General features: G+C 63.5%; 22 protein-coding genes. 9 read left to right on the forward strand and 13 right to left on the reverse strand.

Annotated features, from left to right (window positions below; translation table 11 throughout):
- Positions 1–54: 54 nt before the first annotated feature.
- The 5 genes from FJ426_RS24755 to FJ426_RS24775 all read right to left on the reverse strand — a co-directional run bounded on the left by FJ426_RS24755 (position 55) and on the right by FJ426_RS24775 (position 5028).
- Entirely contained in the window at positions 55–1713 is a 1659-nt protein-coding gene (locus FJ426_RS24755) for an FAD-binding dehydrogenase (protein WP_140491118.1), read from the reverse strand.
- A 59-nt stretch (positions 1714–1772) separates the two neighbouring features.
- Positions 1773–2759 (reverse strand): Gfo/Idh/MocA family oxidoreductase, encoded by a 987-nt coding sequence (locus FJ426_RS24760; protein WP_140561808.1) that lies wholly within the window; start codon positions 2757–2759, stop codon positions 1773–1775.
- Between the two features lie 102 nt (positions 2760–2861).
- Positions 2862–3437 carry a YceI family protein gene (locus FJ426_RS24765; RefSeq protein WP_140491123.1) on the reverse strand — a complete coding sequence of 192 codons (576 nt, stop codon included), beginning with the start codon at positions 3435–3437 and terminating at the stop codon, positions 2862–2864.
- 68 nt (positions 3438–3505) lie between these two features.
- Complete coding sequence (locus FJ426_RS24770) at positions 3506–4078, reverse strand: cytochrome b (RefSeq protein ID WP_140561806.1); 573 nt, start codon at positions 4076–4078, stop codon at positions 3506–3508.
- Positions 4079–4137: 59 nt separating this feature from the next.
- Positions 4138–5028, reverse strand: a complete 891-nt coding sequence (locus FJ426_RS24775) for a LysR family transcriptional regulator (RefSeq protein ID WP_140561804.1) — start codon at positions 5026–5028, stop codon at positions 4138–4140.
- A gap of 96 nt (positions 5029–5124) precedes the next feature.
- Here FJ426_RS24775 and FJ426_RS24780 point away from each other — a divergent pair, with 96 nt between their 5' ends.
- Positions 5125–6120, forward strand: a complete 996-nt coding sequence (locus FJ426_RS24780) for an aldo/keto reductase (RefSeq protein WP_140561802.1) — start codon at positions 5125–5127, stop codon at positions 6118–6120.
- A 136-nt stretch (positions 6121–6256) separates the two neighbouring features.
- Here the strand turns inward: FJ426_RS24780 and FJ426_RS24785 are convergent, their stop codons facing one another.
- The 7 genes from FJ426_RS24785 to infC all read right to left on the reverse strand — a co-directional run bounded on the left by FJ426_RS24785 (position 6257) and on the right by infC (position 12800).
- Entirely contained in the window at positions 6257–6853 is a 597-nt protein-coding gene (locus tag FJ426_RS24785; RefSeq protein ID WP_140561800.1) for a nucleotidyltransferase family protein, read from the reverse strand.
- 48 nt (positions 6854–6901) lie between these two features.
- Complete coding sequence (gene pheT / locus FJ426_RS24790) at positions 6902–9310, reverse strand: phenylalanine--tRNA ligase subunit beta (protein ID WP_140561799.1); 2409 nt, start codon at positions 9308–9310, stop codon at positions 6902–6904.
- Positions 9311–9353: 43 nt separating this feature from the next.
- Positions 9354–10451, reverse strand: coding sequence for a phenylalanine--tRNA ligase subunit alpha (gene pheS / locus FJ426_RS24795; RefSeq protein ID WP_140491135.1), 1098 nt, complete (start codon positions 10449–10451; stop codon positions 9354–9356).
- A 142-nt stretch (positions 10452–10593) separates the two neighbouring features.
- Positions 10594–10995: a 50S ribosomal protein L20 gene (gene rplT, locus FJ426_RS24800; protein WP_006201247.1), complete on the reverse strand. Its 402-nt coding sequence runs from the start codon at positions 10993–10995 to the stop codon at positions 10594–10596.
- Positions 10996–11086: 91 nt separating this feature from the next.
- Entirely contained in the window at positions 11087–11290 is a 204-nt protein-coding gene (rpmI, locus tag FJ426_RS24805; RefSeq protein ID WP_006201248.1) for a 50S ribosomal protein L35, read from the reverse strand.
- A 206-nt stretch (positions 11291–11496) separates the two neighbouring features.
- Positions 11497–12123, reverse strand: a complete 627-nt coding sequence (locus FJ426_RS24810) for an isoprenylcysteine carboxylmethyltransferase family protein (protein WP_140517762.1) — start codon at positions 12121–12123, stop codon at positions 11497–11499.
- A 140-nt stretch (positions 12124–12263) separates the two neighbouring features.
- Complete coding sequence (infC, locus tag FJ426_RS24815) at positions 12264–12800, reverse strand: translation initiation factor IF-3 (protein ID WP_140491142.1); 537 nt, start codon at positions 12798–12800, stop codon at positions 12264–12266.
- Positions 12801–13017: 217 nt separating this feature from the next.
- Here infC and FJ426_RS24820 point away from each other — a divergent pair, with 217 nt between their 5' ends.
- The 4 genes from FJ426_RS24820 to FJ426_RS24835 all read left to right on the forward strand — a co-directional run bounded on the left by FJ426_RS24820 (position 13018) and on the right by FJ426_RS24835 (position 16386).
- Entirely contained in the window at positions 13018–13782 is a 765-nt protein-coding gene (locus FJ426_RS24820) for an alpha/beta hydrolase (protein WP_140561797.1), read from the forward strand.
- Between the two features lie 2 nt (positions 13783–13784).
- Complete coding sequence (locus FJ426_RS24825; protein WP_140561796.1) at positions 13785–14927, forward strand: benzoate/H(+) symporter BenE family transporter; 1143 nt, start codon at positions 13785–13787, stop codon at positions 14925–14927.
- A 117-nt stretch (positions 14928–15044) separates the two neighbouring features.
- Positions 15045–15527 carry a DUF2852 domain-containing protein gene (locus FJ426_RS24830; RefSeq protein WP_140491148.1) on the forward strand — a complete coding sequence of 161 codons (483 nt, stop codon included), beginning with the start codon at positions 15045–15047 and terminating at the stop codon, positions 15525–15527.
- A gap of 100 nt (positions 15528–15627) precedes the next feature.
- The gene (locus tag FJ426_RS24835; RefSeq protein WP_140561794.1) at positions 15628–16386 is read left to right on the forward strand and encodes a M48 family metallopeptidase; all 759 of its coding nucleotides are present in this window, start codon (positions 15628–15630) and stop codon (positions 16384–16386) included.
- Positions 16387–16489: 103 nt separating this feature from the next.
- Here FJ426_RS24835 and FJ426_RS24840 read toward each other — a convergent pair whose 3' ends face one another.
- Positions 16490–16708, reverse strand: coding sequence for a hypothetical protein (locus FJ426_RS24840; RefSeq protein WP_140491152.1), 219 nt, complete (start codon positions 16706–16708; stop codon positions 16490–16492).
- A gap of 111 nt (positions 16709–16819) precedes the next feature.
- On the opposite strand from FJ426_RS24840, the gene FJ426_RS24845 reads away from it, so the two are divergent.
- From FJ426_RS24845 to accD, 4 genes are all read left to right on the forward strand, one after another.
- Positions 16820–17479 carry a phosphoribosylanthranilate isomerase gene (locus tag FJ426_RS24845; RefSeq protein ID WP_140825552.1) on the forward strand — a complete coding sequence of 220 codons (660 nt, stop codon included), beginning with the start codon at positions 16820–16822 and terminating at the stop codon, positions 17477–17479.
- Between the two features lie 89 nt (positions 17480–17568).
- Complete coding sequence (gene trpB / locus FJ426_RS24850) at positions 17569–18819, forward strand: tryptophan synthase subunit beta (RefSeq protein ID WP_140554554.1); 1251 nt, start codon at positions 17569–17571, stop codon at positions 18817–18819.
- A gap of 2 nt (positions 18820–18821) precedes the next feature.
- The gene (gene trpA, locus FJ426_RS24855; RefSeq protein WP_140561789.1) at positions 18822–19661 is read left to right on the forward strand and encodes a tryptophan synthase subunit alpha; all 840 of its coding nucleotides are present in this window, start codon (positions 18822–18824) and stop codon (positions 19659–19661) included.
- Positions 19662–19842: 181 nt separating this feature from the next.
- Complete coding sequence (gene accD, locus FJ426_RS24860; RefSeq protein WP_140491161.1) at positions 19843–20769, forward strand: acetyl-CoA carboxylase, carboxyltransferase subunit beta; 927 nt, start codon at positions 19843–19845, stop codon at positions 20767–20769.
- Positions 20770–20784 lie beyond the last annotated feature (15 nt).

Here is a 20784-nt window from a genome sequence, read left to right on the forward strand (position 1 = left end):
GCATGACAATCGACAGACGATGATCAACCCAGCGACTGCCAAGCCGTTCGGCGCTCAGCCTACCGAACGAGCCGCCGCCCGGCCGGCGCTGCGGCCGGAGAAGATACAGCCGCCCAGGAACGTGCCTTCGAGCGCCGCATAGCCATGCACGCCGCCGCCGCCGAAACCGGCGGCTTCGCCGACCGCATAGAGGCCCTGAACCGGCTCGCCATCGCTCCCCAGCACGCGGCTTTCGAGATCGGTCTGCAGGCCACCCAGCGTCTTGCGGGTCAGGATGTTGAGGCGAACCGCGATCAGCGGGCCGTTCGCGGGATCGAGCATCTTGTGCGGCCTGGCCGTGCGGATCAGCCGGTCGCCGAGATAGGCCCGCGCTCCGCGCAGCGCGGTGACCTGCATGTCCTTGGAGAAGGGATTGTCGAGTTGCCGGTCACGGGCGCGGATCTCGCGCTCGACATGGGCGACGTCGAGCAGCGGTTCGCCGCCGGCCAGCTTGTTCATGCGCGCCACCAGATCGGGCAGTTCGGCCTCGATGATGAAATCCTCGCCCTTCTCCATGAACGCCTTGACCGGGCCCGGAATGCCCGACGTGGCGCGGCCGAGCACCTGGCGCCAGCTCTTGCCGGTCAGGTCCGGGTTCTGCTCGGAGCCCGAGAGCGCGAACTCCTTCTGGATGATTTTTTTGGTCAGGATGAACCAGGAATAATCGAACCCGGTGCTCGTGATGTGGCTGAGCGTGCCGAGCGTGTCGAAACCGGGGTAAAGCGGCACCGGCAGGCGCTTGCCCCTGGCGTCGAGCCACAGCGACGACGGACCGGGCAGGATGCGGATGGCATGATCGGTCCAGATCGGCGCCCAGTTCCTGATGCCCTCGACATAGTGCCACATGCGGTCGCGATTGATGACGCTGCCGCCGGCCTGTTCCGTGATCGCCAGCATGCGGCCGTCGACATGGTCGGGCACGCCGGTGATCATGCACTTCGGCGCCGCGCCCAGACGCTTCGGCCAGTTTTCCCGGACCAGCTGGTGGTTGCCGCCGATGCCGCCGGAGGCGACGATCACGGCCTGCGCATGAACCTCGAAATCACCTGATATCTCACGCGAACTCTTGTGGCCGCGCTCGACGGTGCTTGGTTGCAGGATGTCGCCGCGCACCCCGTCGATCCTCGTGCCGGTGCGGATCAATTCGTTGACGCGGTGGCGGAACTTGAAGCGGATCAGTCCCTTCTTCTCGGCTTCGCGGACGCGCAGCACGAAGGGCTCGAGCACGCCGGGACCGGTGCCCCAGGTGATGTGAAAGCGGGGCACGGAATTGCCATGGCCAATGGCATTGCCGCCGCCGCGCTCGGCCCATCCGACCACGGGAAAGAATTTCATCCCGCGCTCCAGCAGCCAGGAGCGCTTCTCGCCGGCGGCGAAGCCGACATAGGCCTCGGCCCATTTGCGCGGCCAGTGATCCTCCGGCCGGTCGAAAGCGGCGGTGCCCAGCCAGTCCTCGAGCGCCAGCTCGTGCGAATCGCGGATGCGCATGCGCCGCTGCTCGGGCGAATCGACGAGGAACAGACCGCCGAACGACCAGAAGGCCTGGCCGCCCAGCGACTGCTCCGGTTCCTGGTCGACGATGACGATCTTCTTGCCGGCCTCGGCCAGTTCGGCGGCGGCGACCAGCCCGGCAAGGCCGGCGCCGACAATGATGACATCCGCGTCGTCAGCCAATTTCCCCTCCCGTTAGCTGGCTACCGTATGAATCTCGAACCGGAATATATCAATGATGGTCAGACCGCCTCCCAGCCATCCTTGCCGCCGGCGCGGAAGATGGCGTCGATGACCTTCTGGTTGAGCACGGATTCCTCCAGCGTGAAGACGCGCTCCTTGCCGCCCTGGGCCGCCCGCGCGAAGGTCTCGACCTCGAGCCGGTACTGCTGCGTACCGGGAAAGCGGAACACCTGCGCCTCCGTGTGGTTCTGGTTGTGCAACTCGACGCGGTGGTGATCGTAGAGCCCGGCATTGAACGGCGAAAACACCTCGATGAACCCGTTCTCGCCATGGAACACCATCACCTGGCGCGCGGCCATCTGGGTCGAGAGATAGAAGGACAGTTCGAAGTCGCCGAAATCGGCGCGGATCGAGGAATAGATGTCGGTGCCGAATTTTTTGTCGCGCTCGATCGTCGCCTGCACGCGCAGCGGCTCCTTGCCGGTGGAAAAGCGCGTCGACACGGTCGGGTAGACGCCGATGTCGGGCAGCGCGCCGCCGCCAAGGTCGAGCTGGTTGCGCATGTTGTTGGGATCGACATTGTAATAGGAGAACGCGCCCTGCACATGGCGCAGCCGGCCGATGACGCCGCTGGCGATGAGGTCGCGCACCTTGATCCATTGCGGATGGTAGACGACCATGAAGGCTTCGCAGACCAACACCTTGCTGGCATCGCGCAGCTTGATCAGCGGCGGAATGTCCTTGGCGTCGAGCGCCAACGGCTTTTCGACCAGCACATGTTTTCCCGCCTGAATGGCCTTGGCCGTCCATTCGACATGCTGCGATGTCGGCAGCGGGATATAGACGCCGTCGACCTCGTTCGAGGCGAGCAACTCCTCATAGGAACCGAAAGCATGCGGCGCGCCGAAGCGATCGGCCAGCGCACGGGCCTTCGACTGATCGCGGCTGGCGATTGCCGACAGCACGCCATTTTCCGCCTCCACGATCGCAGGCAAAAGCTGCTCGCGACCGATCTTGGCCGTCGATAACACACCCCATCGGAACATCAGGCTTCTCCTCTCGATTACAGGCGAGGAGGTTTGCCTGAAATCGGGGCAAAAGCCAATGCGGGGGCCAAGTTCCTCGCCCCACGAGCGGGGAGCGATGGCTCAACCCCTCTTCCCCGTCAGCCTCATGTCGAAACCGACGACGTTGGAATAGATCGGCGTGCCGACATCCATTCCGTAGCGCGACCGCAGCACCTTGCCGGTGACGTGGAACCCGATCGTGCCGGACTTCAGGCCATCGAGCTCGGCGGTGAACTTTTCCGCAAACGTCTTGCCGCGCGCCGTCAGCCGGCCGGTGACAAGCGCCGTCGTATCGCCGGTGCGGGTCACGCTGGTCGAGCGGAACTGGATTTCGGGGCTGTTGGCCGCATCGAACACGGCGTCTGAACGCAGGAAAGCGTCGATGCGGCCCTGGCCGGTGCCGACGCTTTCGGGAAAAATGGTAAGGTTGACCTTCGAGCGGCTGACGTCGTCATTGTCGATGCGGATCGTGCCCTTGAAGTGAGCAAACGCACCATCGAAACCGCCGCCGCCGGCCTTGCCGATGGTGAAGCGGATCGAGGAGTCAGCCTGGCTGATCGTGTAACTGCCGGCGGCATCATCGAGGACAACTGCTGCCCAGACAGGCACGGCAAGGCAAGCGGCAAGGGCCGCCGATCCGAGGAGTCGCGCATACATGAGATTATTTCCTTCTTCGGAGGCAACGCTCTTCGCGTCCTCGCTTACAAACGAGGCCGAACCCCGTTCTATTCCCCGCCTGAGGAAGGCGTGACGATGCGTGTAAGCACATTGTCCCTCAGTCGGAAATGATGGCGCAGTGCCGCCGTGACATGCAGCGCCACAAGTGCTGCGCCGGCATAGGCAAGGTACCAGTGCGCTGCCGCCCAAAAACTCTCGGCGGCATCGGATTCCGCGAGCGGCAGGTTGGGCATCACGAACAGGTTGAACGGCATGCTTGGAATTTCCAGCGTCGAGACCGAAACCAGCGCCCAGCCGGACAGAGGCAAAGCGATCTGGAAGGCATAGAGCGCCAGGTGAGCGAGCGGCGCCGCCAGGCGCTCCAGGGATCCGACCGAGGATGGCAAGGCCGGCGCGGCATTGCCGAGCCGCCAGGCGATGCGCAGGATGATCAGGCCGAGCAGCAGGAAGCCCAGCGATTTGTGCAGCTGGATGAGCTCGAAAGCCGTGCGCTGGCTGCTGATGCGGACCATCGCGAAACCGAGCGCGAACTGGCCGATGAAGGCAAGGCCGATCAGCCAATGAAGCAGGATTGCCGCCCAACCGTAGCGGGTCGGGGTATTTATGATCGAAGCTCGCATGGAAGGCGAACGAATGTCGCGTCGGCTTTCTTCCACCCTCCCACAAGGGAGAGGGCAGCCTATCCGCTCACCCTGAAGAAATCGATGAAGGCCCTGAGCGCAGGCCGCATCTGGCGGCGACTCGGATAGTAGACGAAGAAACCCTCGAAGGACGGACACCAATCCTCCAGCACGCGAACCAGCCGGCCATCGCGGAGCGGCTCGCGGACATAATCCTCGAAGACGAAGGCAAGCCCGGCCCCGTCGACCGCCGCCTGAGCGATCAGATGGTCTTCGTCGAGAATCAATGGTCCTTGCGCGGCAATCTCGATCTCCTCGCCATCCTTGGCGAATTCCCAGCGGTAGAGAATGCCGCTGGAGAAGCGGAAGCGGATGCAGCGATGATCGGACAGGTCACGCGGATGGCGAGGCCTGGGCATGGTGTCGAAATAGGAGGGCGCGCCCACCACGGCGCCGCGTATATCGGGCCCGATGCGCACCGCGATCATGTCGCGTTGCAGGCTTTCGCCAAGCCGCACGCCTGCATCGAAACCGCCTTCCACCACGTCCGTGAAGCGGTCCTCGATAACGATCTCCAGCACGATATCGGGATAAGCCGCGGCAAAGGCGCCGAGCCGCGGGTTCAGCACCAGATGGGCTGCCGTGCGCGGCACGCTCAGCCGCAGATTGCCGGCCGGCCGGTCGCGCGCCTCGACCGCCGCCTCCAGTGCCAGGTCGATCTCCGACAGCGCCGGCCGCAATCGTTCCAGCAACCGCGCGCCCTCTTCGGTCGGGGCAACGCTGCGGGTGCTGCGTGCCAACAGCCGCACGCCAAGCCGCGCCTCAAGGCTGGACACGGCATGGCTGACCGCCGACGGGGCGATCGCCAGTTCCCTGGCCGCGCCGCGAAAGCTGCCGCATTGGGCAACAGTTGCCAGCACCGCAAGCTGTGAAAGATGTGCCCGGTTCATTGATCTATTTTCGAGAACGCCCCGTGCACAGATGAGCCGATTATCGAACATAAGGCAAGGCGCTATTTCCTGGGCATCGCAACAAGGAGACGCGTGATGAAAACCCGCAAACTCGGTACTGAACTCGAAGTTTTCCCGATCGGCCTCGGCTGCATGGGCATGAGCTTCGGCTATGGCGGCCAGCCGGAAGCCGAGGCGATCGCCACCTTGCGCCGCGCCGTCGAGATCGGCGTCAATTTCTTCGACACGGCAGAGGTCTACGGGCCCTACGAGAACGAGATCCTGCTCGGCAAGGCGCTGAAGCCGGTGCGCGATCAGGTGACGATCGCAACCAAGTTCGGCTTCAATATCCTGGAGGAAGGCACCGGCACCGATCGCATGGCGGGCGTCGACAGCCGCCCCAAACACGTCAAGGCCGTCGCAGAGGCGTCACTGAAGCGGCTGGGCACCGACGTGATCGATCTCTATTACCAGCACCGCGTCGACCCGAACGTGCCGATCGAGGACACGGTCGGCGCCATGGCCGAGCTGGTGCGCGAGGGCAAGGTGCGCGCGCTCGGCCTTTCGGAAGCGAGTGCCGCCACCATCCGCCGGGCGCATGCCGTGCATCCGATCGCGGCCGTCCAGAGCGAATATTCGCTGTGGAGCCGTGACCCGGAAGACGAGGTGTTCGCCGTCTGCCGCGAACTCGGCATCGGTTTCGTTCCCTATAGCCCGCTCGGCCGTGGCCTCTTGACCGGCACGATCGCCAAGCCCGAAACGCTTGATGACGACGACTGGCGCCGCACCTTGCCGCGCTTTCAGGCCGACGCCATGGAAGCCAATGCCAAAGTCGTGGCCACGCTGGAAAAACTGGCGACCGAAAAGGGAGTGACCTCGGCACAGCTGGCGCTCGCCTGGGTACTGCACCAGGACGATTTCATCGTCCCCATCCCGGGCGCCCGAAAGATCCGCCATCTCGAGCAGAACACGGCGGCGGCTGATATCGAGCTGAGTGCCGCAGAGGTACAGACCATCGGCGATGCACTGTCGCCTGATAAGGTCATGGGCAAGCGCTACACAGAGGAGCTGCTGGCGCTGGTGAATGGGTGAGCTTTCACCCTCCCCCCTGTGCGGAGGTCGGCTCGCTGTCGCAGCGAAGCGAAGACAGGGGTGGGGTGGCGATGCGCGATACAGAAGATCACGGATGTCCGCGCGAGGCACCCCCCTCTGTCCTGCCGGACATTTCCTACCATGGCACGACCGTAATCTCCGGCCAGTAATCCCGCGCCCGCTGGCCCTTCGCCTCATGCGTCCGCTGATTGTCCATCGCCCGGTTCGGCGTGACGCGGAATGAGAAGACGTCGTCGAGACCGAACGGCGCCAGCAGTTCCAGTTGACAATCCGCGTCGTATCGCACCCCGACCGCATGTGTCTTCGACGCAAAAAACCGGACCGACTCGCTCGAACTCGTGTAGCGCGGACAGGGCCGCCCGAACTTCTGCGGGTACCACAAATGCACCCGCGCTTGGTTGCGCACCTCGACGGGCAGCCCCTGGAAATGCTTCGCCGCCCGGCGGATGACGGCGTCCTCGGCCTCGTAGGACAGGTCGCTATCGTCGAAATAGAACAGGTCGACATCCTTGATGCCATAACCCGACGGCTTCCCCGTCAGATGGTTCCAGACCGAGTTATAGAGCACGCCGGAGACCACCAGCCAGTCCGGAAGATCGAGCGTGCGGGCACATACCAGCGCCTGGCGCACGAGCGCATCCGACAGCAGGATGTCGAGAAACGCAGCGCGTTGTGCTTCGAACGGGAGCCCGGAATAGTGCAAATGGTCCATCGCTCTTTGGAGGGCGATTCGCCGTGCTCCCGCAATCCCGGAAAGAGGCTATGCCCTGAGCACGCCTCCAGTCTGCTTGCCGACATTCTCGACGATGCGCCTGGCCAACGCCTCGAAATCCTCGTCGGTCAGCGTCTTCTCGACCGGCTGGATCGACACTTCGATGGCGATGGACTTCTTGCCCTCGCCGAGCGCCGCACCTTCGAAAACATCAAAGACCGAGACGCCGGTGACCAGCTTCTTGTCCGCGGCGAGCGCCGCGCGTACCAGCGTGCCGGCCTCGACCGCCTTGTCGACGACGAAGGCGAAGTCGCGCTTCACCGCCTGGAAGGCGGAGAGATCCAGCCTGGGCTTGGTTTTCGTCGGCTTTGCCTTGGGCTCGGGCACGGCATCGACATACACTTCGAAGCCGCAGAGCGGGCCGGAGACGTCGAGCCCTTCCAGCGTTTTTGGATGAAATTCACCGAACGTGCCGAGCACCGTCTTCGGTCCGAGCTTGATCGTTCCGGAACGACCAGGATGGTACCAGGACGGGCCGCCGGCCTCGATCTGCAGCCGCTCGACCGGCGCGCCGCAGGCTTCGAGTGCGGCGATGGCATCAGCCTTGGCGTCGAACACGCCGACCGGACCGGAATTGCCAGCCCAGTTGCGGCCGGAACCGTCGAGCTTGGCGGTGCCGCGCCGCACGCCGGCGGCAACGCGCCGTTGCTGGTCGGCGCCGTCGCCCTCATAGGTGCCGGAGACCTCGAACAACGCCACGTCGCCAATGCCCTTGTCGGCATTGCGCTGGGCGGCTGCGATCAGGCCGGGCAGCAGCGAGGGCCGCATGTCGGACATGTCGGCGGCGATCGGGTTGGCGAGCTTGAGCGAAGCCTGCCCGCCGCCGAATAGTTCGGCGTGCCTGGCGGGGATGAACGACCAGGTGACTGCCTCCATCATGCCGCGCACGGCCAGCGCCCGCTTGGCCGCGCGGGTGCGGATCTGCAGCGTCGTCAGGATCTTGCCGTTGACCGCGTCATGCGCGCCGAGCGGCTGCGAAGCGATGTTGTCGACGCCGTGGATGCGCATCACCTCCTCGACCAGGTCGGCCTTGCCGTCGACATCGGGACGCCAGGACGGCACGGCGATTTCGACGACATCGCCCGAACCCTCAGGCTTGAAGCCGAGGCGCGTGAGAATATCGAGGCTTTCCGCCGTCGGCACTTCTATGCCGGTCAGCCGCTTCACTTCCGACAGCGGGAAGGAGACGATCTTGGGCTGATGGCCGGCATAGCCGGCCACCTCGATTTCCGTCGGCGTGCCGCCGCAGAAATCAAGCACCAGCCGGGTCGCAAGCTCAACGCCCGGCACCATGAATTCGGGGTCGACCCCGCGCTCGAAACGATAGCGGGCATCGGTGATGATGCCGAGCGCGCGCCCGGTGCGGGCCGTGGTGATCGGGTCCCAGAGTGCGGATTCGATCAGCACGTCGGTCGTGTTCTCGTCGCAGCCGGAACGCTCGCCGCCCATGATGCCGGCGATCGATTCCACGCCATTGTCATCGGCGATGACGCACATCTCCGGCGTCAACGTGTATTCGCGGCCGTCGAGCGCCAGTACCTTTTCGCCATCCCTGGCGCGACGCACGACAAGATTGCCGGCGACCTTGCCGGCATCGAAGACATGCAGCGGCCTGCCACGATCGAAGGTGACGTAGTTGGTGATATCGACCAGCGCGCTGATGGGCCTCAGCCCAATGGCGATCAGCCGCTGCTGGAGCCATTTCGGGGACGGGCCGTTCCTGACGCCGCTGACCAGATTGAGCGCGAAGCCGGGGCAGAGTTCCGGCGCTTCGATCGTCACCTTGACGGGGCACATTCCATTGCCGACATGCGGCATGATCGCGCCGCCGACGAGGCGGCCGAGACCGCTCGCCGCGAGATCCCGGGCGATGCCGTAAACGCTGGTGGCATCAGGCCGGTTTGGCGTCAGATTGATCTCGATGACCGGATCGTCGAGATGCGCGTAAGCGGCGAAGCTGGTGCCGACCGGCGCATCTTCGGGCAGGTCGATGATGCCGTTGTGCTCGTCGGAAAGTTCCAGCTCGCGCTCGGAACACATCATGCCGTGGCTTTCGACGCCCCTGATCTTGCCAACCGTCAGCGTCACATCGATGCCGGGCACATAAGTGCCGGGCGCGGCGAAGGCGCCGATCATGCCCGCCCGCGCATTGGGTGCGCCACAGACGACCTGCACGGGCGGCTTGCCGTCGCCGGTGTCGACGGTCAGCACCCGCAGCCGGTCGGCGTCGGGATGCTGCACCGCCGTCAGCACCCTGGCGATGACGAAGGGCTTCAGGCTCGCCTTGTCGTCGACATGCTCGACCTCGAGGCCGATCGAGGTCAGCCGCTCGACGATCTCGCCGAGCGAGGCGTCGGTCTCGAGATGGTCCTTGAGCCAGGAGAGGGTGAATTTCATGATGCTGTTCCGTAATGTATCGCAGCAGGAATCGTCTTGACCGTCACGCGCTCAGGCCCCCGAACAAAGTCGGCATGTCGAGCGGCCGGAAGCCGTAATGCGACAGCCAGCGCACATCGGCATCGAAGAAGGCGCGCAGATCCGGCATGCCGTATTTCAGCATGGCGATGCGGTCGATGCCCATGCCCCAGGCAAAGCCCTGATATTCATCGGGATCGAGCCCGCCAGCGCGCAGAACGTTGGGGTGCACCATGCCGCAGCCAAGGATCTCCATCCAGTCGGAGCCTTCGCCGAAGCGCACCTCGCCTGGCCGCGAGCGGTCGCACTGGATATCGACCTCGAGGCTTGGCTCGGTGAACGGGAAGAAGGACGGCCGGAAGCGCATCTTGACCGACGGCACCTCGAAGAAGGCCTTGCAGAACTCTTCCAGCACCCACTTCATGTTGGCGACGTTGGCCGATTTGTCGATCACCAGCCCTTCGACCTGATGGAACATCGGCGAGTGGGTGGCGTCGGAATCCTGCCGGTAGGTCTTGCCCGGAATGACGATGCGGATCGGCGGCTTCTGCTTCTCCATGGTGCGGATCTGCACCGGCGAGGTGTGGGTGCGCAGAAGCTTGCGCTCGCCCTTCTCGTCCGGCTGGAAGAAGAAGGTGTCATGCATCTCGCGCGCCGGATGGCCTTCCGGGAAATTCAGCGCGGTGAAATTGTAATAGTCGGTCTCGATGTCGGGCCCTTCGGCGATGGCGAAGCCGAGATCGCCGAAGATCGCCGCGATCTCGTCGATGACCTGGCTGATCGGATGAATGCGGCCGCGCTCGGCCGGCGACTGCCGCACCGGCAGCGTCACGTCGACCTTCTCCGCGGCGAGGCGGGCAGTGATGGCAACATCCCTGAGTTCCGCCTTGCGCGCGGTGAGCGCATCGGTGACGCGGTTCTTGAGGCCGTTGATGGCGGGGCCTTTGACCTGGCGCTCCTCAGCGCTCATCGAGCCGAGCGTCTTCAGCATTTCCGAGATCGACCCCTTCTTGCCAAGGGCTGCCACGCGCACGGCTTCTATCGCGGCCTCGTCAGCAGCCGACGCTATGTCGGCGAGCAGCGAAGCTTCCAGGCTTTCAAGATTTCCAGCGGTGGCGTTCACGGCGAAACTCTCTCGATCGGGCAACCCACCATCACCGGGCGTGTCACCAATTTGGTTACATCAGGCATAAGAAAAACCCGCGCCAGCCGTGCCAGCGCGGGTTCCCCAAATCAGAATTTCGAATGTTTGGGAAGCGCTGGTCTTAGGCGACAGCGCTTTCAAAAGCATTCGGGGTGGTGTTCTTGAGGTACTCAAGAGCAACCTTGGCCTTGGCCACGAGCGCGGCGAAAGCCTGCGGCTCGTGGATGGCCATATCCGACAGGATCTTGCGATCGATCTCGATGCCAGCCTTGTTGAGGCCGTCGATGAAACGGCCATAGGTCAGGCCGTGCTCGTGCGTCGCGGCGTTGATGCGCTGGATCCACAGCGCGCGGAACGAGCGCTTGCGGTTCTTGCGGTCGCGATAGGCGTATTGCAGCGACTTTTCCACCGCCTGCTTGGCGATGCGGATGGTGTTCTTGCGGCGGCCGTAGAAGCCTTTCGCGGCTTTCAGGACCTTCTTGTGCTTGGCGTGCGAGGTGACGCCTCTTTTTACGCGTGCCATGTCATGATCTCCTTAAAAGCAATTCCAGGAAAAGTGCCTTGCGGCTTTCCGTTCGGAATTGCGTAAAACAAATTCGTGTTCGGCCGAATGCTCAGAGGCCGTTCGGCAGAAAATTCTTGATGACCTTCTTGCCGTCCGGTTCAGCCAGAACCATCGTGCCGCGGGCATTTCGAATGAACTTGTTGGAACGCTTGATCATGCCGTGACGCTTGCCGGCCGCAGCCGACAGGACTTTACCCGTACCGGTGATCTTGAACCGCTTTTTGGCGGCCGATTTGGTCTTCATCTTGGGCATTTTGCTACTCCGTATTGTGGCGCACCATCGCGCTTCTTGTTCGCTTCGGGCCGACCAAAGCCCGAAAAGCAAATGAAACCGCCACGGCATGCCCTGCCGGGCGGTTTTCTTGGAACGGCGGTCCTATACGTCAAAGCAGGCGACTGTGCAACACCCACCGCGCCGCGCGTTTCCCCGAACGCCCGGATGCGGCGCCCGGTCCTTCATCAGGGGAGCGTAAACAACACCGGCAACATACCCGACTGCTGGGCGCCGTCGATCAGTTCGAAGGCCGGCAGCGCGATGAGGAACACCAGGCCGTCGAGAAGCGTGGTCAACAGCAGGCGCGGCTTGAAGCTGCCGGTGTCGCCTTCCTGGTAGAGTGAAAGCTTCGGAAAGAAGCGCGGCACTCTTGCCAGATAGGCCTGATAGGGCTCGCCGAGCGTTTCCTTAAGGAATTTCTCCTCGCGCAGGATGACGATATGGAAGGCGCCCGCACACAGGACAGCGAACAGAATGATGCCGGAGAACGAGCCGATCTGCGCGCCGACGCCGGCCGCGGCCACAGTCGAGAACACATAGAGCGGGTTGCGGGTGATCGAATAAGGCCCGCCCGTCACAACTTCGGAAGATTTGCGCCCACCTATGTAGAGCGTCGACCAAAGGCGACCGCAGATACCTAGGAAAATCAGCAGCACGCCGAACATCTCGATCGTTTCATGCATCGCCGTATCAGGCGGAAAGCTCGATTGCCCGAACAGCAGGGCTGCGAACAGCACCACCACAAGCACGGCAAGCACCAGCCTGCGCGTGCGCTGGTAGCTACCCAGCCCGTATTTGAGTTTTTTGTCCAAGGGAGGAATCCGATCGTCGAGAGCTTAGCCGGCGACCGCAGCTATGGCCGAGAAATGGGCGTCCCGCCGATCGCCGGGACGCCCTGTAGCACAATTCAGGCGGAATTGGAGCGCGTCGGTCGCGCTAACCTTATCGTGATCTAGCGCGGCGCCAGCACCATCATCATCTGGCGGCCTTCCAGCTTCGGCTCCGCCTCGACCTTGGCGATGGTAGCCACTTCCTCACGCACCTTGTTCAGAAGCTGCATGCCGAGCTCCATATGCGCCATCTCGCGGCCACGGAAGCGCAATGTCAGCTTGACCTTGTCGCCTTCCTCGAAGAAGCGGCGCACCGCCTTCATCTTGGTCTCGTAGTCGTGGCTGTCGATGTTCGGGCGCATCTTGATCTCCTTGATCTCGATGACCTTCTGGTTCTTGCGCGCCTCGGCCGCCTTCTTCTGGTTGGCGTATTTCAACTTGCCGAGATCGAGGATTTTTACGACGGGCGGCTGCGCGTTGGGCGATATCTCGACGAGATCGAGCCCTGCCTCTTCGGCGAGCAGCAATGCGTCGTTGATGGAAACATCGCCACGGTTCTGGCCTTCGGCGTCGATAAGCTGGACCCGGGGAACCCGGATGTCACGATTGGAGCGCGGCCCATCCTTGGTCGGCGCCGCTGCTTTGAAAGGTCTGCGAATGGTCGTGGTCTCCTTGGCCGTTTCGTTCTGGATTTGCAGGTCTTGATATGTGGACGCGCCAATGTGGGGAGCGCGCGGGCGGAGTCAATAGCACAGCATTGACAGAAAATCACCTGATCGCTGCCTGCACCAAACAAAGAAAGATGGCGAGCACTTTTCGCCACGCCACTGGCTGTGTCACAAGACCCTGCGCCGAAGACGGCGCGAGGAAAAAGCCATGACTGCCCCTGTCTTTCTGGATGTCGACGGATCGAGCATCGCGGTGCGCCATATTGCGGGCGCGACGCCTGGCGTCGTCTGGCTCGGCGGCTACAAGTCGGACATGCTGGGCACGAAGGCTGAAACGCTTTCGGACTGGGCGGCAAAAGACGGCCGCGCCTTCCTGCGTCATGACTATTCCGGACACGGCGAATCCGGCGGCGCCTTTGCCGACGGCACGATCTCGAAATGGCTTTCGCAAAGCCTGGCCGTGTTCCGGCATTTCACCAGCGGCAGCCAGATCCTGGTCGGCTCGTCGATGGGCGCCTGGATCGCCCTGCGCATGGTGCAGGAATTGCGCAAGGCAGGCGACGCAAGCGTCGTCGGTCTGGTGCTTCTAGCACCGGCGCCGGATTTTACCGCAGAACTGGTCGAACCGGTGCTGACCAAAGCGCAGAAGCGCGACCTTGCCAAAAAAGGCTTCTTCGAGGAGCCGTCGGACTATTCCACCGAGCCCTACATCTACACGCGCGCGCTGATCGAGGATGGGCGCGACAACCTGGTCATGACAGGCCCGCTCGACACGCACTGCCCCGTACACGTCTTGCAGGGCCTAGCCGATCGGGACGTGCCGTCGAGCCATGCGCTGAAGCTGGTCAGCCTGCTGCCGGCCGACGATGTCACGCTGTCGCTGATCCCGGACGGCGACCACCGGCTGTCGCGGCCGCAGGATCTCGACATGCTGGTGCGGGCGGTCGGCGACATGGCTGCGCGGGGCAAGTGACGATGCGCCTTTCCATCCCGATCTCAGCCTTCGTCGCGGCCATCGTCGGCTTCGGCGGCACGCTGGCCATCGTCATTGCCGCCGCCCACGCGGTCGAGGCCACGCAAATTCAGACCGCGAGTTGGGTGACCACGATCTGCCTGGCCATGGCGGTCGAAAGCCTGTGGCTGTCCTGGCGAACGAAAATGCCAGTCATCACCGCCTGGTCGACGCCGGGCCTGGCGCTGATGGCGGCGTCGAGTGGTTTTTCGATCGGCGAGGCCGTCGCCGCCTTCATCGTTACCGGCATTCTTTTGGTCGCCACCGGGCTGTTCCGGCCGCTGACGAAACTGATCTCGGGGATACCGCCCTCGGTCGCTTCAGGAATGCTGGCCGGCATTGTCGTCACCTTCGCGCTCAATGCGGTCAAAACTGTTTCCGCCGATCCCTGGCTGATCCTGCCGTTGATCGCCGCCTTCTTCGTCATCCGCCTGTTCAATCCGGCGCTGTCGGTGCTGGCAGTGCTGGTCGGCGGCGGTCTCGCCGCGTTTCTCACCGGCCGCGTCGGCGGTTTGCCCACTCCTGAACTATCGACGCTCACTGTGATTGCGCCTGTGTTCACCGCCAAGGCGATAATCGGCCTGGCAGTACCGCTCTACCTGGTCACCATGGCTTCGCAGAACCTGTCGGGCCTCGCCGTGCTACGTGCCGCCGGCTACCATCCGGAACCCGGTCCGCTGATCGGCATCACCGGCCTGTTTTCGCTGCTTTCGGCGCCGTTCGGCGGCTCGACCACCAATCTGGCGGCAATTTCGGCGGCTATCTGCACCGGGCCCGACGTTCATCCAGACCCAACGGAGCGCTGGAAGACAGGGCCGTTCTATGCCCTTGCCTATCTGATCTTCGCGATTTTCGGCGCCTCCCTGGTGGCGATCTTCGCCGTCCTGCCGCAGAGCCTCATCGTGCTGGTTGCGGGTCTTGCGCTGATGGCCTCGCTGGCCAACGCGCTGGCGATCGCGCTCAAGGACGAAAGCGAGCGCATGGCCGCCACCGTCACTTTTGTCGTCACCGCCTCCGGGCTGACCTTGTTCGGCGTCGGCGCCGCATTCTGGGGACTGATTGCCGGGCTGGTCGTGCTTTTCCTCGATATGCTCAAAAAGCGATAATCATTTCAGCAGCTTGTCCGGTTTTAGCCGACATTGTCTTGAATCGCCGTTTTTGCCTTCCCATTTCGATTCCACGCAGCCGGTCCTGGCTGTCTCCAACCGAAGGAATGGGAGAAAATGAACACATCTGCATTGATCCGCCCGGCCTGGACGCCGGCAACCATCGCGTTGATGGTGATCGGCTTCATGGTGTTCTGGCCGCTCGGCTTCGCCATGCTCGCCTACATCATCTGGGGCGACCGGCTCGAGGGCTTCAAGCGTGATGTCAACCGCGCGACCGACGGCATCTTCGCCGGCTGCCGCCGCGGTTCCGACAAAGCCGCGCGCTGGGGCCACGGCTCCGCCCGGACCGGCAACGTCGCGTTTGACGACTGGCGCGAAAAGGAGCTTGAACGCCTGGCCGAGGAACGCCGCAAGCTCGACGACATGTTGACCGAGTTCGACGACTACGCCCGCGAATTGCGTCGCGCCAAGGACCAGGACGAGTTCGATCGCTTCATGGCGAACCGCAACAAGTCGACCGCTCCGGCAAAGAGCGACCCGAGCACAGGCACGACCCCCACCAAGCGTGGCAAAGGCTCGAACCTGCTTGACGACTGAGGCCGAGCGACAGGCCCGATCGTGAAAAAACGGCGTCGCGCGAGCGGCGCCGTTTCTTTTTTGTTCTATTCGTTTTTCTCGAATCGCGTATCGTCCGGCCATGACCCTCGGATTCTTCCGCAATCTGACGAAGCCCAAGCCCACGCCTGTCGTGGAGCGAGAATACTGCGTTGCCGGCCGCACGCTGCCGCTCAAGATCGTCGAGAGCGCCAGGGCGCGGCGTCTGACGCTGCGCATCGATTCCGGCGGCCAGGGCCTGCGTATCACCGTGCCGCCGGGCCTGCGCCGCGGCGAGGTGGAGCGGTTCCTCGATCGTCATCAGGACTGGCTGGAGCAGCGGCTGGCCAAGGTGCCAACGCGGCCGCAGGTACGGCCCGGCATCAAGATCCCCATACGCGGCGTGCCGCACCGCATCGTGCATGAGCCGTCAAGGCGCGGCACCGTCACCGTGTCGCGCGACGAACGCGGCCCGCTGCTGATCGTGCATGGCGAGCGCATCCACCTGCCGCGCCGCATCGCCGATTTTTTGAAGCGCGAGGCCAAGAAGGAGATCGAGAAGCTGGTGGCCAGGCACACCGAGGCGCTTGGCAAGCGCGCCAAGGCGATCCGCTACAAGGACACGTCCAGCCGCTGGGGCTCGTGCACTTCCGAAGGCAATTTGTCCTTTTCCTGGCGCATCATGATGGCGCCGCCACCCGTCATCAACTACCTCGTCGCGCATGAAGTAGCGCATCTGAAAGAGATGAACCACGGCCCGAAATTCTGGAAATTGTGCGAAAAGCTCTGTCCCGACACCGACCGCTGCAAGGACTGGCTGAAGCGCAATGGCGGCGCCCTGCAGGCGATCGTTTTCGAGTAGCGCAATCGCGAAGCGTCGCACGGTGCCTGAGGATAGCTGTTGCGTGGTGATCCTTCACACCTCCTGTCGCGCCAGCGTTTACGTTCTTACTGGCCGCACGAACTCAATCGTCATTCGCGGCGTTCAGCTCTTCAGGCCGCAGCCCCTCTTCGCTATGATGCGGCCACGGTAAAAAATTCCGATCGAAGGCGTCGGTGTCGAAATAATCGAGCGCCCGATGCGCCTCGGCGCCGTTGAAGGCGGCCTTGTCCATCAAATGCGCGATCACCTCGCGCGCTTGCGCGATCTTCTGCCTGAGTTCGGCAACGGTTCTGTCAGTCATGATGTTCTCCCGCCTTGCATGCTTTCCCATGATAGGTAGCGCCTTTGGCCCTGCCGGCAAACAACATGCTTTTTCTCGACTCTGCCTCGATTTCATGTCAATTCCCGCGCCATGGCACTCGACGTCAAAATCTGCGGCTTGAAGACCGACCAGGCAATGGCCGCGGCGCTGGCCGGCGGCGCCAGCCATGTCGGCTTCATTTTCTTTGCCAAGAGCCCGCGTTACATCGAACCGGCTGCAGCCGGGCGGTTGCGCGAAGCGGCGCGCGGCAAGGCTTTGGCGGTTGCCGTTACCGTCGACGCCAACGACACCTTCCTGGACGACATCATCGACAACATGCGCCCGGACATGCTGCAGCTGCACGGCTCGGAAACGCCCGAACGGGTGGCCGAACTGAAAGCCCGCTATGACCTGCCGGTCATGAAGGCGCTGCCGCTCAGCGAAGCCGCCGATCTCGAGCGCATCAAACCGTTCGTCGGGGTCGCGGACCGGGTCCTGTTCGACGCCAAGCCGCCGAAGGGCTCCGAGTTGCCGGGCGGCAATGGCGTTGCGTTCGACTGGCGCATCCTGACCGGCCTTGACGCCGGGCTCGATTACATGCTTTCCGGTGGGCTCAACGCCGCCAATATCGGCGATGCCCTTCGGCTTGCCAGCCCGCCCGGAATTGATATTTCCTCCGGCGTGGAAAGCGCGCCGGGCGTCAAGGATCCGGCGCTGATCGAGCAGTTTTTCCGGGCCGTCAAGGCAGTGCGAGACGACCGCGCCGCCTGACCGCCTCAAACCCGAGCATGTCCCGGAAAAGTGGAAACCGGTTTTCGACAGGACATGCTCAAGAAAATCGAGATGCCAGGAGATCGGCGATGAACAAGCCGGCGACACCCAATTCCTTCCGCACCGGACCCGACGAACAGGGCATGTTTGGCATTTTCGGCGGTCGTTTCGTGGCCGAAACGCTGATGCCGCTGATCCTCGACCTCGAACGGCACTGGAACGAGGTCAAGAACGATCCGGATTTCAGGGCCGAGCTCACCGATCTTTCGACCCATTATGCGGGGCGGCCGTCGAAGCTTTATTTCGCCGAAGGACTGACCAGGCATCTTCGTGAGGTTTCCTTGGCGAAGGGCATCGGGGGCGGCGCAAAGGTTTATTTCAAGCGCGAGGACCTGAACCATACCGGTTCGCACAAGATCAACAATTGCCTCGGCCAGATCCTGCTGGCCAAGCGCATGGGCAAGACGCGCATCATCGCCGAGACCGGGGCCGGCCAGCACGGCGTGGCGTCGGCCACCGTCGCGGCCCGTTTCGGCTTTCCCTGCGTCGTCTACATGGGTGCCACGGACGTTGCCCGCCAAAGCCCCAATGTCTTCCGCATGAAACTGCTCGGCGCCGAAGTGCGGCCGGTGACCGCTGGCCACGGCACGCTGAAGGACGCCATGAACGAGGCGCTGCGCGACTGGGTGACCAATGTCGAGGACACTTATTACCTGATCGGCACCGCCGCCGGCCCGCACCCCTATCCGGAGCTGGTGCGCGACTTCCAGTCGGTGATCGGTTCGGAGGCGCGCGCGCAGATCCTCGAGCAGGAGGGCCGGCTGCCCGACACCATTATTGCCGCCGTCGGCGGCGGCTCCAACGCCATCGGCCTGTTCCATCCGTTCCTCGACGACAAGGATGTCCGCATCATCGGCATCGAGGCTGGCGGGCGTGGCCTCGACGGCATCGAGCACTGCGCCTCGATGAACGCCGGCGCGCCGGGCGTGCTGCATGGCAACCGCACCTATCTCCTGCAAAATGCCGACGGCCAGATCATGGACGGCCATTCGATCTCGGCCGGCCTCGATTACCCCGGCGTCGGCCCGGAGCATTCCTGGCTGCGCGACTCTGGCCGCGTCGAATATGTGCCGATCCTCGACGACGAGGCGCTGGAGGCCTTCAAGCTGACCACACGCGTCGAAGGCATCATCCCGGCGCTCGAATCGGCGCACGCCATCGCACATGCGGTGAAGATCGTGCCCGCCATGGACAAGGACCAGATCGTCATCGTCAACCTGTCCGGCCGCGGCGACAAGGACGTGCATACGGTGGCTTCGATGCTGGGCATGGAGATCTGATCATGGTGACCCGCATCGATCGCCGCATGGCAAAGCTCAAGAACGAAGGCCGCCCGGCGCTCGTCACCTATTTCATGGGCGGCGACCCGGACTATCAGACCTCGCTGTCGATCATGAAGGCGCTGCCAACGGCCGGCGCGGACATCATCGAACTCGGCATGCCGTTCTCCGATCCGATGGCCGATGGCCCGGCGATCCAGGCCGCGGGCTTGCGGGCGCTTAGAGGTGGCCAGACGCTGGTTAAGACGCTCAAGATGGCGGCTGACTTCCGCACCGGCGACAATGAGACGCCGATCGTTCTGATGGGCTACTACAACCCGATCTACATCTACGGCGTCGATCGCTTTCTCAAGGACGCATTGGCCAGCGGCATCGACGGGCTGATCGTCGTCGACCTGCCGCCTGAGATGGACGAGGAGCTGTGCATCCCGGCGCTGAAAGCCGGCATCAACTTCATCCGGCTGGCGACGCCGACCACCGACGACAAGCGCCTACCCAAGGTGCTGCAGAACACGTCCGGCTTCGTCTATTACGTGTCGATGACCGGCATCACCGGTTCCGCGCTGGCCGACACCGGCAAGGTGGCTGCGGCGGTCAAGCGCATCAAGGGCCATACCGATCTGCCGGTCTGCGTCGGCTTCGGCGTCAAGACCGCCGAACAGGCGCGCGTCATCGGCGCCAATGCCGACGGCGTCGTCGTCGGCACCGCGATCGTCAATGCGGTCGCGAATGTGCTGGGGCCGAAGGGCGAAAAGACCGCCGACCCGGCCGAGGCCGTCGCCACGCTGGTCAGCGGCCTCGCGCAGGGCGTGCGGTCGGCCCGCCTTGCTGCCGCCGAATAGTTTTCCTACCTCAGGTCTTGTGCACGTCGCCATCCCGGGCGGCATGCGCTGGATCGGTTTGCCGTTTCACGGAAACGCCGAACCGCTCTATCTTTTTGCTTTATCGCAATTCCGGTCGGAAAACCGGTTCACACTTTTCCTGGAATTGCTCTAACTCTTCGTCAGGACAGGAGCCGAAGCGATGAACTGGATCACCAACTACGTTCGCCCGAAGATCAATTCGATGCTCGGCCGGCGCACCGACATGCCCGAGAACCTGTGGATCAAGGATCCCGAGACCGGGGAGATGGTGTTCCACAAGGATCTGGAATCCAACCAGTTCGTCATCCCGTCTTCGGGCCATCACATGAAGATCTCGGCCAAGGAGCGGCTGAAATACTTCCTCGACGACGGCAAATACGAACAGCTCGAAAATCCCAAGGTCATGCTGGACCCGCTGAAGTTCCGCGACGAGAAGCGCTACACCGACCGGTTGAAGGACGCCAAGGCCAAGACCGGCCTGGAAGATGCCATCGTCAACGCGCTGGGCACCGTAGAAGGCCTGCCGGTGGTGGTGACGGTGCAGGATTTTGCCTTCATGGGCGGTTCGCTCGGCATGGCCGCGGGCGACGCCATCGTTCATGCCTTCGAGGTGGCCGTGCAGCGCAAGCGGCCGCTGATCCTGTTTGCCGCTTCCGGCGGCGCGCGCATGCAGGAAGGCATCCTGTCGCTGATGCAATTGCCGCGCACCACGGTCGGCGTCGACCGGCTGAAGGAAGCCGGCCTTCCCTACATCGTCGTGCTGACCAATCCGACGACCGGCGGCGTCACTGCCTCCTACGCCATGCTGGGCGACGTGCATATAGCCGAGCCCGGCGCACTGATCGGCTTCGCCGGACCGCGTGTCATCGAGCAGACCATCCGGGAAAAACTGCCGGACGGCTTCCAGCGCTCCGAATATCTGATGGAGCACGGCATGGTCGACATGGTGGTGTCGCGACTGGAGATGCGCCGGACCATCGCGCGGCTCTTGAAGATGCTGCTCAAGATGCCGGAAGAGCACAAGCCCCTAGAGCCGGAAATCCTGCCGCCGGCGGTGGTCGCGACGGAAGCACGGCCGCAGGCCTGACGCGACACTCTTTGC

The organism is Mesorhizobium sp. B2-6-4 (assembly GCF_006441495.1).
Taxonomy (GTDB): domain Bacteria; phylum Pseudomonadota; class Alphaproteobacteria; order Rhizobiales; family Rhizobiaceae; genus Mesorhizobium.

What these genes read in the sequence shown, in the direction of transcription:
- trpA (WP_140561789.1), top strand. Translation starts at nt 18,822, where the DNA reads ATGGTGACCCGCATCGATCGCCGCATGGCAAAGCTCAAGAACGAAGGC.
- FJ426_RS24785 (WP_140561800.1), bottom strand. Translation starts at nt 6,853, where the DNA reads ATGGACCATTTGCACTATTCCGGGCTCCCGTTCGAAGCACAACGCGCT.
- FJ426_RS24780 (WP_140561802.1), top strand. Translation starts at nt 5,125, where the DNA reads ATGAAAACCCGCAAACTCGGTACTGAACTCGAAGTTTTCCCGATCGGC.
- FJ426_RS24830 (WP_140491148.1), top strand. Translation starts at nt 15,045, where the DNA reads ATGAACACATCTGCATTGATCCGCCCGGCCTGGACGCCGGCAACCATC.
- FJ426_RS24825 (WP_140561796.1), top strand. Translation starts at nt 13,785, where the DNA reads ATGCGCCTTTCCATCCCGATCTCAGCCTTCGTCGCGGCCATCGTCGGC.
- FJ426_RS24835 (WP_140561794.1), top strand. Translation starts at nt 15,628, where the DNA reads ATGACCCTCGGATTCTTCCGCAATCTGACGAAGCCCAAGCCCACGCCT.
- FJ426_RS24840 (WP_140491152.1), bottom strand. Translation starts at nt 16,708, where the DNA reads ATGACTGACAGAACCGTTGCCGAACTCAGGCAGAAGATCGCGCAAGCG.
- FJ426_RS24775 (WP_140561804.1), bottom strand. Translation starts at nt 5,028, where the DNA reads ATGAACCGGGCACATCTTTCACAGCTTGCGGTGCTGGCAACTGTTGCC.
- accD (WP_140491161.1), top strand. Translation starts at nt 19,843, where the DNA reads ATGAACTGGATCACCAACTACGTTCGCCCGAAGATCAATTCGATGCTC.
- rpmI (WP_006201248.1), bottom strand. Translation starts at nt 11,290, where the DNA reads ATGCCCAAGATGAAGACCAAATCGGCCGCCAAAAAGCGGTTCAAGATC.
- FJ426_RS24820 (WP_140561797.1), top strand. Translation starts at nt 13,018, where the DNA reads ATGACTGCCCCTGTCTTTCTGGATGTCGACGGATCGAGCATCGCGGTG.
- FJ426_RS24760 (WP_140561808.1), bottom strand. Translation starts at nt 2,759, where the DNA reads ATGTTCCGATGGGGTGTGTTATCGACGGCCAAGATCGGTCGCGAGCAG.
- FJ426_RS24845 (WP_140825552.1), top strand. Translation starts at nt 16,820, where the DNA reads ATGGCACTCGACGTCAAAATCTGCGGCTTGAAGACCGACCAGGCAATG.
- pheT (WP_140561799.1), bottom strand. Translation starts at nt 9,310, where the DNA reads ATGAAATTCACCCTCTCCTGGCTCAAGGACCATCTCGAGACCGACGCC.
- trpB (WP_140554554.1), top strand. Translation starts at nt 17,569, where the DNA reads ATGAACAAGCCGGCGACACCCAATTCCTTCCGCACCGGACCCGACGAA.
- FJ426_RS24765 (WP_140491123.1), bottom strand. Translation starts at nt 3,437, where the DNA reads ATGTATGCGCGACTCCTCGGATCGGCGGCCCTTGCCGCTTGCCTTGCC.
- FJ426_RS24770 (WP_140561806.1), bottom strand. Translation starts at nt 4,078, where the DNA reads ATGCGAGCTTCGATCATAAATACCCCGACCCGCTACGGTTGGGCGGCA.
- rplT (WP_006201247.1), bottom strand. Translation starts at nt 10,995, where the DNA reads ATGGCACGCGTAAAAAGAGGCGTCACCTCGCACGCCAAGCACAAGAAG.